This window comes from Mycobacterium sp., assembly GCF_049673265.1.
Taxonomy (GTDB): Bacteria; Actinomycetota; Actinomycetes; order Mycobacteriales; family Mycobacteriaceae; genus Mycobacterium.
The window spans coordinates 1-12,253 of sequence record NZ_JBATXN010000681.1 but is presented as its reverse complement, the minus strand read 5'-3'; the positions used below and the strand labels follow the sequence as shown (position 1 = coordinate 12,253).

General features: G+C 64.8%; 14 protein-coding genes and 1 pseudogene. 5 read left to right on the top strand and 10 right to left on the bottom strand.

The genetic code is table 11. The annotated features are described in order from the left end of the window. Positions 1-113 precede the first annotated feature (113 nt). The 6 genes from deoC to WBF82_RS23130 all read right to left on the bottom strand — a co-directional run bounded on the left by deoC (position 114) and on the right by WBF82_RS23130 (position 4,115). A complete protein-coding gene (gene deoC, locus WBF82_RS23155) occupies positions 114-785 on the bottom strand; it encodes a deoxyribose-phosphate aldolase (RefSeq protein ID WP_424385265.1) in 672 nt (223 codons plus the stop codon). Beyond that, positions 785-1,204, bottom strand: coding sequence for a DUF2599 domain-containing protein (locus tag WBF82_RS23150; RefSeq protein ID WP_424385264.1), 420 nt, complete (start codon positions 1,202-1,204; stop codon positions 785-787). The genes deoC and WBF82_RS23150 overlap by 1 nt, the downstream gene beginning before the upstream one ends. Before the next feature lie 4 nt (positions 1,205-1,208). After that, the gene (locus tag WBF82_RS23145) at positions 1,209-1,472 is read right to left on the bottom strand and encodes a DUF2516 family protein (protein ID WP_424385267.1); all 264 of its coding nucleotides are present in this window, start codon (positions 1,470-1,472) and stop codon (positions 1,209-1,211) included. A gap of 92 nt (positions 1,473-1,564) precedes the next feature. Further along, positions 1,565-2,158 (bottom strand): heparin-binding hemagglutinin HbhA, encoded by a 594-nt coding sequence (gene hbhA / locus WBF82_RS23140; RefSeq protein WP_424385263.1) that lies wholly within the window; start codon positions 2,156-2,158, stop codon positions 1,565-1,567. Between the two features lie 76 nt (positions 2,159-2,234). Then, positions 2,235-2,627: a helix-turn-helix domain-containing protein gene (locus tag WBF82_RS23135; RefSeq protein ID WP_424385262.1), complete on the bottom strand. Its 393-nt coding sequence runs from the start codon at positions 2,625-2,627 to the stop codon at positions 2,235-2,237. Between the two features lie 96 nt (positions 2,628-2,723). Further along, positions 2,724-4,115 (bottom strand): DUF445 domain-containing protein, encoded by a 1,392-nt coding sequence (locus WBF82_RS23130; RefSeq protein ID WP_424385261.1) that lies wholly within the window; start codon positions 4,113-4,115, stop codon positions 2,724-2,726. Positions 4,116-4,277: 162 nt separating this feature from the next. On the opposite strand from WBF82_RS23130, the gene WBF82_RS23125 reads away from it, so the two are divergent. Continuing rightward, positions 4,278-4,979, top strand: a complete 702-nt coding sequence (locus tag WBF82_RS23125) for a TetR/AcrR family transcriptional regulator (RefSeq protein WP_424385260.1) — start codon at positions 4,278-4,280, stop codon at positions 4,977-4,979. A 1-nt stretch (position 4,980) separates the two neighbouring features. Then, positions 4,981-6,003 carry a prenyltransferase gene (locus WBF82_RS23120; RefSeq protein ID WP_424385259.1) on the top strand — a complete coding sequence of 341 codons (1,023 nt, stop codon included), beginning with the start codon at positions 4,981-4,983 and terminating at the stop codon, positions 6,001-6,003. On the opposite strand, the gene WBF82_RS23115 is transcribed toward WBF82_RS23120, so the two are convergent. Next, positions 6,000-6,887, bottom strand: a complete 888-nt coding sequence (locus tag WBF82_RS23115; RefSeq protein WP_424385258.1) for a cyclopropane mycolic acid synthase family methyltransferase — start codon at positions 6,885-6,887, stop codon at positions 6,000-6,002. The two genes, WBF82_RS23120 and WBF82_RS23115, sit on opposite strands and share 4 nt — an antisense overlap. 71 nt (positions 6,888-6,958) lie before the next feature. Next, on the bottom strand, positions 6,959-8,209 hold the full coding sequence (locus WBF82_RS23110) for a KasA/KasB family beta-ketoacyl-ACP synthase (RefSeq protein ID WP_424385266.1): 1,251 nt from the start codon (positions 8,207-8,209) through the stop codon (positions 6,959-6,961). Between the two features lie 148 nt (positions 8,210-8,357). On the opposite strand from WBF82_RS23110, the gene WBF82_RS23105 reads away from it, so the two are divergent. The 3 genes from WBF82_RS23105 to WBF82_RS23095 all read left to right on the top strand — a co-directional run bounded on the left by WBF82_RS23105 (position 8,358) and on the right by WBF82_RS23095 (position 10,915). Next, positions 8,358-8,984, top strand: a complete 627-nt coding sequence (locus WBF82_RS23105) for a PAS and ANTAR domain-containing protein (protein ID WP_424385257.1) — start codon at positions 8,358-8,360, stop codon at positions 8,982-8,984. A gap of 128 nt (positions 8,985-9,112) precedes the next feature. After that, positions 9,113-9,835: a cutinase family protein gene (locus tag WBF82_RS23100; RefSeq protein ID WP_424385256.1), complete on the top strand. Its 723-nt coding sequence runs from the start codon at positions 9,113-9,115 to the stop codon at positions 9,833-9,835. Positions 9,836-10,000: 165 nt separating this feature from the next. After that, positions 10,001-10,915: a cyclopropane mycolic acid synthase family methyltransferase gene (locus WBF82_RS23095; protein ID WP_424385255.1), complete on the top strand. Its 915-nt coding sequence runs from the start codon at positions 10,001-10,003 to the stop codon at positions 10,913-10,915. Positions 10,916-11,097: 182 nt separating this feature from the next. On the opposite strand, the gene WBF82_RS23090 is transcribed toward WBF82_RS23095, so the two are convergent. Further along, positions 11,098-11,952, bottom strand: coding sequence for a 3-hydroxybutyryl-CoA dehydrogenase (locus WBF82_RS23090; RefSeq protein WP_424385254.1), 855 nt, complete (start codon positions 11,950-11,952; stop codon positions 11,098-11,100). Between the two features lie 149 nt (positions 11,953-12,101). Further along, positions 12,102-12,253, bottom strand: a pseudogene (locus tag WBF82_RS23085) (isocitrate lyase); the annotation flags it as partial.

The following is a 12,253-nucleotide window of genomic DNA, read 5'->3' as shown; positions in this document are numbered from 1 at the left end:
AGCGTGAAGGTCACCAGCACCGGGGTTGAGGCCACCTTCTCGACCAGCAACGCCACCATCCCCGCCAGCGGCGGCGGCAGCAGCAGCAGCCAGGATCCCTGCTTCGCCAACGTCTAGTCCACGCCGTCGAGCACCGCCCGGGTGCCGGACAGCCCGAGCCGCGTGGCGCCCGCGTCGAGCATCGCCAGAGCATCGGCGGCAGTGCGGATGCCGCCGCTGGCCTTGACGCCCAGCCGTCCGCCGACGGCGTCGGCCATCAGCGCGACCGCGGCCACCGAGGCCCCGCCGGCAGGATGAAAACCCGTCGAGGTCTTCACGAAATCTGCGCCCGCGTCTTCGGCGGCGCGGCAGACGTCGATCAGGGATTGCTCGCCGGCCAGGGTCAACAGCACCGCCGACTCGACGATCACCTTGAGCACGGCGGTGGGGACCGCTGCGCGCACAGTCGCGATCTCTGACCGCACCGCGTTGACGTCACCGGCAACGGCGGCGCCGATGTCGATCACCATGTCGATCTCGCTGGCACCGGACGCCACGGCCAGCGTCGCGTCCCCTGCCTTCATCTCAGGCAGGTGCTTACCCGACGGGAAGCCCGCCACCGCGGCCACCCGCACTCCCGCCGCGTTGGCGTGCTGCACCATCGACGGCGACACGCATACGGCGTAGACGCCCAGTGCCGCGGCTTCGGCCGCCACGGCGGCCACGTCAGCTGCGGTGGCCTCCGGTTTGAGCAGGGTGTGATCGACGAGGGCCGCCACCTGGGCGCGCGTCGGTCGGCCGGGCATCAAAAGCTCTCCTCGGAACCGCCGGGGTTGCATCCGGATCCGACCATCGTGGCGGCGTCGACGACCGGGCGCCACGGCTCGAGGTTCCAGCTGATCTTGCCGGGCTCGACTACCTCGGCCAACTCCCAATGGCAGAGAAACTGCTCGCGCATCCCCGGGGTAGCGGCATCGGGCGCCTGGGCGAGCACCTCAGACCACGCCTCGTCGGCATCGGCACCGGCCGAACCGAACTGCCTGGCGGCCGCCCGCCCGGACGCTGTCGGATACACACGAAGGCTGGGCAGCTGGTTCCACTGCGCCCACTGCGTGTGGTCGACGAACGGCGGCACGGCCGGGGCTTCGGCGTCCGGATCCGCCGATGCCGGAGAGGCACCTACCAAAGCGACAATGGCCGTCGCCGCGAGGGTCAGAACTCGCATCCTGCTATCGCGACTTGCCCTGAATCTCAAGAAGTTTGGGCCGAACGTCAACCAAATAGACACCCGCTGCGCAGGCGGCGATCGCCATCCCGAGCACGTTGAGCAGGTAGGCCAAAGGAAGGGCGGCACCGAGGATCACCAACCAGACCGGCTTGGTCAGCTTGTCCGCGGCGGTGTACGCGTCGGGCCGTTGCATCGCCGCATGCACAAAGGCGTACAGCGTCGTGATCAATATGACGACCAGCAAGACGGCCAAGACGGTATTCACTAGGTCCACCCAGTAAGCGTAAGCGGGCGGCGCCGAAAACGTCGACTCCGAGCCGCCCGCGCGGGCGACTCGGAGTCGAGGTAGAGCAGGTACTACTTCTGGGTGACCTTCTTGGCGCCAGCCTTCTTGGCCGGAGCCTTCTTGGCGGCAGCCTTCTTGGCCGGGGCCTTCTTGGCTGGAGCCTTCTTGGCCGGGGCCTTCTTGCTGGGCAGTTCGATGCCGACCAGCTTGGCGGCGCGCTCGCCGACCGCGCGGGTCTGCGAAGCAACGGTGCCCAGGGCCTCCTGGGTCAGCTCGACGGCCTGGTCGACGCTTTCCCGGGCACGCGCCGACGCGTCGTCGAAGCCGGCCTGGCTGCGCAGCCGCTCAAGAGCGGCTTCGCCGCGCTCGACCAGCTCGTTGTAGCGAGAGGTCGCCGCCTCGACATAGCCTTCCGCGGCGCTGCGCAGCTCCTCAGCGGTGAAACGGTCGCGCAGGTCGCGCAGCTGCTCGGGCAGGTCCTCCTGCAGCTTGGTCAGACGAGCGCGGCTCTCCTCGACCCGGCTGCGGGTGTCGGTGCGGGTCTCCTCGGCGCGCTCGCGCAACTCGAGAAGCAGGTCGTTGACCGTGGCCAAAGCCAGATCGGCGGCGCCCAGCGCAGCAAGCAGCGGGGCCTTCAGGTCCTCAATGGTCGCGTTGTCGGCCATCGTGTTTCCTTTCGTCGTTTTCATTGGTGCTATCGGTTGGCATTGCTCAATCACGAGCTAGGCAGGGTTGAAGGGTTTAAGCAGGTGCGGTCTCCTCACGGGCAGCTTCGTTCTGCTGGACGAACGACGTGTAGATGTCCAGCAGCACCTGTTTCTGCCGCTCGGTGATCGCCGTGTCGGTGATGATGGCGTCGCGGACTTCGCTGCTCACGCTGGGCTCGAGAATCCCGGCCTGCACATAAAGAACCTCGGCGGAGACTCGCAACGCCTTGGCGATCTGGTTGAGCACATCAGCGGACGGTTTACGCAATCCGCGCTCGATCTGACTGAGGTACGGATTGCTGACACCGGCTTTTTCCGCCAACTGTCGCACCGACACTTGCGCCGCCTCACGCTGCGTCCGGATGAAGCTGCCGATATCGGACGCAGCGGTCGACACCACAGCGGAAAGCTTCTCCTCCTGCGGCATGACGGTTCCTTGAGTCCTTGTGTCGGATGGGTCGGTGCTGACGCGTGCCACAGTAGAACCTAGTGCTAACTTTTGCAAGCACTAGTTAGCAGTGCTCTAGAACAGCAGCTGCGCTAGTCCGAAGATGGCCAGCCCTGCCAGCGCGCCCACCACGGTACCGTTGATCCGAATAAACTGCAGGTCACGGCCTACGTGCAGCTCAATGCGCCGGCTGGCCTCCTCGGCGTCCCAGCGCTCGATGGTGTCGGTAATAATCGCGGTGATCTCTACCCCGTACTGGGCAACCAGGTGCTCGGCAGCTCGCACGATCCAGTTGTCGACCTTGTCTCGCAGCTCGGCGTCGTCGCGCAGCGACTCCCCTATGCGCACCGCCGCGTCGGCTATCCGGGTGCGCAACGCGCTGGACGGGTCGTCGACACCCTCAAGCACCAGGCGTTTCAGCGTCTTCCAGGCCGTCGCCGCGGCGTTGGTGACTTCCTCCCGGGCCATCAACTGCTCTTTGACCGCCTCGGCCCGCGCGATCGTCGCATCGTCGTGCTGCAGATCGTCGGCGAACTCGAACAGGAAGCGGGTCGCCGACCGGCGCAGCTCGTGATCCGGGTTGCGGCGCACCTTGTCGGTGAAGTCCATCAGCTCGCGGTGGATGCGGTCGCCAACGAGGTGGTCGATGAACCGCGGCGACCAGCTCGGCGAATCGCGTTCGACGACCCGCTGGATGACCTCTCCGGCGTTCAGCGACCACTGAAATGCCCGGTCGGCCAACAACTGGATCAGCGCCTCCTGCCGGTGTTCGGCCAGCAGCGTGGCCAACACCCGGCCCACCGGCGGCCCCCACTGCGGCTCGGCGATGCGCCGCACGATCATCCGGTCGATGACCTGCTGCACGTCCTCGTCGCGCAGCAGTTCCACCAGGACTCTCAGCACGGTGGCCGTCTCGGCGGCCACCCGTTCGGCATGCGAAGTCTCCGACAACCACTTGCCCAGGCGGCTCGGGATCTGCGCGTCACGAAGCTTGGTCCCCACCACCTCCGGAGACAGGAAGTTTTCCCGCACGAAGGTGCCCAGGCCCTCGCCGAGCTGGTCTTTCTTGCGCTTGATGATCGCGGTGTGCGGGATCGGGATCCCGAGCGGGTGCTTGAACAGTGCGGTCACCGCAAACCAGTCCGCCAACGCACCGACCATGCCGGCCTCCGCTGCGGCCCCCACATAGCCGACCCAGGTGGCGTTGACACCGCTGGACTGCGCCCACCGGCAGGCCAGAAACAATCCGGTTGCGCCGATCAGAAAACTCAGCGCCACGACTTTCATTCGTCGCAGTGCCCGGCGCCGCTCAGCGTCGGCCTGTGGGTCGGCCCCGGCGAATGACTCAGCGAACGACGCGGGTTTGCGGGCCCCCAGCGCGGGCAGCGTCACCAGGTCCGTTCGTGCCGCCCGCGGGGCTCGCGGATCGGCTCGATGCTTGGGTCCCGGGTGGGGTGCAAGTGCCACCCCACCATCATCCGCTATCCACGTGGCCGTTCGGGTGCGAAGCGGGTAGCGGTAACTGTTACCGACCCGAGGGCGAATCGGCATCTTCTGAGGTGCGGGCCGAGAAACCGTCGCCGATAACCCGTACTATTAAGAACGACTAGCGAATGGGAATCGGCGATAGTGGCACCTCAGGTTCGAGCCGGAACGGTAAAAACCGATGGCCGGAAGCGGCGTTGGCATCAGCACAAGGTCGAACGTCGCAATGAGCTGATCGACGGGACGATCGACGCGATCCGACGGCGTGGTCGCTTCGTGAGCATGGATGAGATCGCCAGTGAAATCGGCGTCTCCAAGACCGTGCTCTACCGCTACTTCGTCGACAAGAACGATCTGACCACCGCGGTGATGATGCGGTTCGCGCAGATCACCCTGATCCCCAACATGGCGGCCGCCCTGTCGTCGAACCTGGACGGCTTCGACCTGACCCGGGAAATCATCCGGGTCTACGTGCAAACTGTGGCCAACGAACCCGAGCCGTACCGGTTCGTGATGGCCAACAGTTCGGCCAGCAAGAACAAGGTGGTCGCCGACTCCGAGCGGATCATTGCCCGCATGCTCGCGGTGGTGCTGCGCCGTCGCATGACGGCGGCTGGAATGGATGTCGGCGGGGTGGACCCGTGGGCGTACCACATCGTCGGCGGTGTCCAGCTGGCCACCCACTCGTGGTTGCTCGACCCGCGGATGAGCGCCGACGAGCTGATCGACTACCTGACGATGCTGAGCTGGAGCGCGCTGTGCGGCATCGTGGAGGTCGGCGGATCGCTGGAGAAGTTCCGCGGCCAACCGCATCCGTCGCCGATCGTGCCGCCGCTAGGTTCCTAATATGACCCACCTGACGGTTCGGTCCGGGCTCAGCTCCTGGTCGTATGCCCTGCGCACCACCAACCCGCCGCCGGACGGGCCGGTCGACTTCGTCACCCGCTGGATCGTCGTCACCCGCGCCGCGGTGCTGCCGATGACCCTCTTCGCCGGCCTGGTCGCAGCGCTGTTGGCGATTGGCCGTCCCGGATTCGATTGGCGCTGGCTGGTTCTCGCCATCGCCGGAATCCTGTTGGCTCACACCGCTAACAACTTGATGAACGACCTGTTCGACACCCAGACCGGCCTCGACAGCTCCACGTATCCGCGCGCGCTGTATGCCCCGCACCCCGTCCTCTCGGGTCTGGTCAGCCGCCGCACCCTGCTCACCGCGATCGCCGTCGTCAACGTGGCCGACCTGGCGATCCTGATCGTGCTGACCTGGGCGCGCGGCTGGCCGGTGCTGGCGTTCGCGTTGTCGGGTTTCGTGCTCAGCGTCGCCTACACCGCGCCGCCGGTACGACTCAAGAAGCGTGGCCTCGGCGAGCCGGATGTGCTGGTGGTGTGGGGACCGCTGATGGTCTGCGGGACCTACTACTCAGCGGTGGGCAACGTCGGCTGGGATGTGCTGCTGGTGTCGGTGCCCTACGGGCTGCTGTGCACCACAGTGTTGATGGGCAAGCACATCGACAAGATCCCTTACGACCAGCCGCTTGGCATCCACACGTTGCCGGTGATCTTCGGGGAGGCACGTGCTCGCGCGGTGACGCTGGGCATGATGGTCGGGTTCTACCTGCTGGTTGTGGCCGCTGTGCTGGCCAAAGCGATGCCGTGGCCGGCGTTGCTTGTCGTCGCGGCGCTGCCGCGACTTGTCAAAGTGTGGCCGTATTTCCGCCGCCCGCCACCCGACGAGCCGCCGGCCGACTTCCCGGTGTGGCCACTGTGGTACGCCGCGCTGGCCTGGGTGCACGTGCGCCAAGCGGGTGCATTGCTAGTGGTGGGCCTGGCGATTGGTGCACTGCTGCCCGGTCAGTGGGCTTGGCCCTAGCCCTTCACGAGGGTGAACTGGCCTACCTCGGATACGTTGCGCTGGAAGAAGTCCGAACACCCGATCAGATAACGCATGTAACGGTCGTAGACCTCCGTCGAGGTCACCGCGATGGCCTCGTCACGGGCGGCTTTTAGCTTGTTGGACCAGGTATCGAGCGTCCGAACGTAGTGATCGGTCATTTTTTGCAGTTCTTCTACCGAAAACCCTGCGGCTGTTGAGTATTCGACGACGTCTTCGTCGGACGGCACTGCACCGCCGGGAAAAATCTCAGCGGCGATGAACCGCATGAAGCGGAGATCGGTCATGGTGATCGGGATGCCCATCTCGGGCCAGCGCTTGAGCGGGTGCCCCATGATCGTCTGCAGGACCATTCGGCCATCGCTGGGCATGACGCGGTAGCACGTATCGAAGAAGGCCTTGTAGCGCGATTTAGGGAAAGCCTCGAATGCTTCGATGCTGACGATGCGGTCGACGGGCTCGTCGAACTCCTCCCAGCCGCGTAGCAGCATGCGCCGGGAGCGCCCGGTGTCGATCTGGTCCAGCAACTGTTGGCCCAGAGCGCGTTGGTTCTTGCTCAGCGTCAGCCCGACGACATTGACGTCATACCGTTGGACTGCGCGTTTCATCACCGAGCCCCAGCCGCAGCCGACGTCGAGCAACGTCATTCCGGGCTCCAGCCCCAGCTTGCCGAGGGCGAGGTCGATCTTGGCGATCTGGGCCTCTTCCAGCGTCATGTCATCGCGTTCGTAGAACGCGCAGCTGTAGGTGCGCGTCGGGTCTTGGAACAGTCCGAAGAACTCGTTGGAGAGGTCGTAGTGGGCTTGAACGTCCTCGTAGGCAGGCCGCAAATTCGTCGAGCCTCCCGACCCGGTGTCCGTCATCGAGATTGACCTTTCAAAGCAAGTCGTGTTCAGGTCGTTGTGCTGTCGCGAAGAACTGTATAACGCACATGTCAGTAGCGCCCGAAGGCCAGCGCGATGTTGTGGCCGCCGAAGCTGAATGAATCGTTGATCGCGTACCGGTAGTCACCCGCCCGCGGCTCCTCGACCACCACATCCAGGTCGATCTGCGGGTCGAGATTGCGCAGGTTCAACGTCGGCGGAATGACGCCGTCTCGCAGCGCCAACACGGTGAGAATCGACTCGACTGCGCCGACCGCGCCCGTCGAATCGCCCAGCGCCGACTTCGGCGCGTAGACCGCAGGCCGGTGCGCGCCGAATGCATTGTTGATTGCCTTCGCCTCAGCGAGGTCGCCGGCGACGGTGCCGGCGGCGTGCGCGTTGACGTGATCGATGTCGCCCGCCGTCAGGCCGGCAAGCTCGATCGCCCGCGTGATCGCGTGACCGGCCCGTGCTCCGCTGGGGTCCGGCGCCACGATGTGGTAGCCGTCGGAGGTGATGCCGGCTCCCATCAGCCGCCCGAAGATGTTGGCGCCGCGAGCTTTTGCGTGGTCCTCGGTCTCGATCACCATCAGCGCACCGGCTTCGGCGAACACCAAGCCGTCGCGATCCCTGTCGAACGGGCGGCACGCGCCGGCCGGATCTTCGTTGTTCGTCGATAACAAGTCCAGTTGAGTGAATGCGGCGATCGGGACGGCTTCGATCCTTGTCTCGACGCCGCCGCAGATCGCGATGTCGGCCTCGCCGAGCACGATTTCGCGCCACGCCCAGGCGATGGCCTCGGCGCCGGAGGCATCGGCAGATACCGGCGTGGTGATGCCCGCTTTAGCGCCACGTTCCAGGCCGACCGCCGCGGCCGCCGCGTTGGGCATGGCTTTCTGCACGCCCAACGGCCCGATGGCTCGAATGCCGCGTTGGCGGATGTCGTCGTAAGCGACCACCATCTCGTCGGTCGAGCCCATCCCGGTGCCGATGGAAACCATCAACCGGTTGGTGTCGACCTCGGGCGAGCCAGCGTTCGCCCACACTCGCCGCCCCACGACGGTCGACATCTTTTGCAGACGCAGAAACCGGCGCAGCTCTACCCGCGACAGCTCGTGGTCGAAATCCTCGAGCAGATGTCCACCTATACGAACCGGTAGGTCGAACTCCGCGACGAATGAATCATCGAGCTTGCGGATCCCGCTCTGCTTGTCCAGCAGCTTTTTCCAGGTGCTGTCGGCGTCGGTGGCAAGGGCGGTCGTCATTGCGATGCCGGTGACGACCACATCGGGAAGACCATTACCCGTCGACCGCTGCGCCAACGCTTCGTCTCCTTCCTCGACGGCCCTTCCGACGATCATTTACCCAACAATGCGCCCTGACAAAGCGTCAAACCGCAACGTGAGCAGCTGATCGCGATTGGGTATCCCGAGATCACACGCAGACCTATCGCGTCGATCGGGGCCGTCAATGTCAGAAGTGCGAGAGCCACCAGAGGCGATCGACCAAGGCAGTGCCTGCGGCACGGAATGCTGCGGCACGTTTCGCTTCTTCGTCGACGCCCAGCGTTGGGAGTGGTCAGGTGCGCTGGCGCGCATGCACGGCTACCAGCCCGGAACAATCGCCCCCAGCAATGCCCTGCTACTTCAACACACCCATCCCGAAGACCGCGCACGGGTCGCAGCCATCTTGCACCGGGTGAAGAAGGGAGCGTTGTTCAGCAGCCGCCACCGCATCATCGACGCCGCCGGACGCACCCATTGGGTCGTCGTTGTCGGCGACAGCGCGCGCGACGACACCGGCAAGGTGATCGGCACCTCCGGCTTCTACATCGACGTCACCGAGGAACTGGAGGCCGACATCCAGGCGGTGGTTACCGGCGTCACTGCATCGCGGGATCGGATCGAGCAGGCGAAAGGGGTGCTGATGGCGACGTATGGTGTCAGCGCGGAACGGGCATTCGACGTTCTCGTCTGGCGCTCGCAGCAAACCAACACCAAGGTGCGAGATCTCGCCGAACGCTTCCTGGACGCCATCTCCGGCAACGTCTCATCGGAAACCCTCACACACGTAGACCACGCCATTCTCAATCTTTAACGGTGATCTCCAGCACCCCAGAAATTGGTGTAATCAACGCGTTTCGCCGTATCGACAGCAGGGTAATGTGCTCACGCCAGGGTCGGCATGGCGTGAACCGGTGGACCAGACACCCGCTGGAGGAGGCAATGAACGTCATCAGATCGACGGAAGCCGCGATCGTGGCTCTAGCGGCGACGCTCAGTGCACCGCTGGGCATACCGCCGGCGTCCGCTGACACATGTCCTGACGTAGAGGTCGTGTTCGCTCGGGGTACCGGCGCGCCTCCCGGTGTCGGCCCGACCGGAGAGGCGTTCGTCGACTCGCTGCGCTCGCGCCTCGGCGGGAAGTCGTTGGGGGTGTATCCGGTCAACTACCCGGCCAGCAGCGACTGGGAGACCGGCCTCGACGGTATCCGCGACGCCGGCGCTCACGTGGTTTCCATGGCGGGCAGCTGTCCTCGGACAAAGATGGTGCTCGGGGGCTACTCCCAAGGCGCGGCCGTGATGGGTTTCGTCACATCGGCTGAGGTACCGGAGGGCGTCGATCCTGCGACCGTGCCGAAACCTCTTGCGCCGCAGGTAGCTAACCACGTCGCCGCGGTCGTCCTGTTCGGCATGCCGAACGTGCGGGCGATGAACTTCCTCGGCCAACCACCGGTCGTCATCGGGCCGGCCTATGAAGCCAAGACCATCAAAGTGTGCGAGGCCGACGACCCGGTTTGCTCCGACGGTCTCAACTTCGCCGCCCACGACGACTACGCAACCGACGCCGGCATGGTTGACCAGGGCGCAGCCTTTGCCGCCAGCCGCCTTGGCGTCGCAGGTATCCCGGCACCACCGCCGGCTGCCAGCGACGGGTTTGGCAGCTGACGACTCCGCTGCGTGATGGCTTCACAGCCCTTTGCACCAGTCTGCTGGCCCCGCGGCTACGAATAAACTTTCGATCGGCCCAAATCGGGCTGTCGAAAACTGGACACGGATAAGTTGAATGTCGGCGGTGATTGCCGCGACCTGACGAGGGGTATAGGTTCGGCCATGATGAGACGCGGAAGTGAAAACGCTGGTGAGACGGCTCTGAAGCCAGATGTCGGCAACATCAAGTCGCACTACGACCGCTCGAACGAATTCTTCAAGCTCTGGCTCGATCCGTCGATGACCTACAGCTGCGCGTACTTCGAGCGCGACGACATGACGTTGGAAGAGGCGCAGCGCGCGAAGCGCGATCTGGCGCTGGGCAAGCTAGGGCTCAAGCCCGGCATGACGCTGCTCGACATCGGTTGCGGCTGGGGCTCCACCATGCGGCACGCGATCGAAAAGTATGACGTCAACGTGATCGGGCTGACGTTGAGCGATAACCAGCTGGCGCACTGCCAGCAAAAGTTCGCCGAGATGGACTCTCCGCGGACCAAAGACGTTCGGCTGCAGGGCTGGGAGCAATTTGACGAACCGGTGGACCGCATCGTGTCGCTGGGCGCGTTCGAGCATTTTGCGGACGGCGTAGGCACTTTCGAGCGATACGCCGACTTCTTCAAGATGTGTTACAACGTGCTGCCCGACGATGGCGTCATGCTGTTGCACTCGATCGTGGTGCCCACTGAAGAAGAAGGCCAGCAGATGGGGCTGAAGCGAACGATGTCGCTGATCCGGTTCATCAGCTTCATCCGGAGGGAGATCTATCCCGGCGGGCGGTTGCCGACAATTCCCGTTGTCGACGAGTACGCGACCGGTGCCGGTTTCGATATCACCCGCCACCACATGATCGGGCACAACTACGTTCGCACCTTGGACACGTGGGCCAAGGGGCTGGAAGCGCACAAGGACGAGGCGATCGAGCTCAAAGGCGAAGACGAATACAACACCTTCATGAAGTACCTGACCGGTTGCCGGGAGCTGTTCCGCGACGGCTACACCAATGTGTGCCAGTTCACGATGGAAAAACCGGCCGCCTGACCGACGGCTACTTGGTCATGGTGAACTGGGCGACCTCGGTAATTCCTCGGCGGAAGAAGTCGGCGCAGCCCCTTAGGTAGCGCATGTAGCTCGCCCGACCCGTGCATTCCACGATACCGGAGCGCCAAACCGCCGGACAGCCGAATGGCGTGGCGCGCACCGCAACTGGCGAAGCGGGAACGTCAGTAGGAGTAGAAGCCCTGGCCGGATTTCTTGCCCAGCTGACCGGCCTCGACCATCCGTTGCAGCAACGGCGGCGGGGCGTAGTGGGCGTCCTTGAGCTCGTCGTACATCGCGTCGGCAATCAGCTTCATCGTGTCGAGCCCGATGAGGTCGGACAGCCGCAGCGGACCCATCGGATGCGACAGGCCGGCAACGATGGCGGTGTCGACGTCTTCGATCGACGCGACGCCCGACTCGACCATCCGGATGGCCGACAGCAGGTAGGGCACTAGCAGAGCGTTGACCACGAAGCCGGAGCGGTCGCCGCAGCGCACCACCTTCTTGCCGAGCACCTCGCTGGCGAAGTGTTCGACGCGCTCAAGCGCCTCGTTATTGGTGACGAGCGTGTTGATCAGCTCGACAAGCGGCAAGACCGGTACCGGGTTGAAGAAGTGCAGCCCCAGCACGCGGCCCGGATTCTTGGTCGCCGCAGCGATTTTCATGATCGGGATGCTCGAGGTGTTGGACGCGAGCACGGCGGTGGGGTCGGTGATGATTTCGTCGAGCTCGGCGAAGACCTTGGCCTTGACGGCCTCGTTCTCGACGATCGCCTCGATGGTCAGCTCGCGGTCGGCGAGGTCGGTCAGCGCGCTGGTGTAGCGCAGCCTGGCCAGGGTCGCGTCGCGATCGTCAGCGGACAGCTTGCCCTTGCTGACCGCACGTTCCAGCGACGCCTCGATCCGGGCCTTGCCTGCGGCGGCCAGTTCGCCGGTGGGCTCGTAGACCACCACGTCGGCGCCGGCCTTTGCCGACACTTCGGCGATGCCCGCGCCCATCTGCCCGGCGCCGATGACTCCCACGCGCTCAATCGACACGTTTCTCCTTTGAATAAACGCCGAGCGTGAAACTGTTGCGAAAATCAGACGAAAACTAGCAACAGTTTCACGCTCGGCGCCAGTGGCTCAGTGGCTTAGTGGATACCGCTTGTCGGTTCCACTTCTTCCTCGCGGCAAGCGGCTCGTCCTCAGTGGAACTGGCCCTCTTCGGTCGAGCCGGCCAGGGCCGTCGTCGACGAGGTCGGGTCCACCGTGGTGGCGATGCGGTCGAAGTAACCGGCACCGACCTCGCGCTGGTGCTTGGTGGCGGTGTAACCGCGCTCCTCGGCGGCGAACTCGC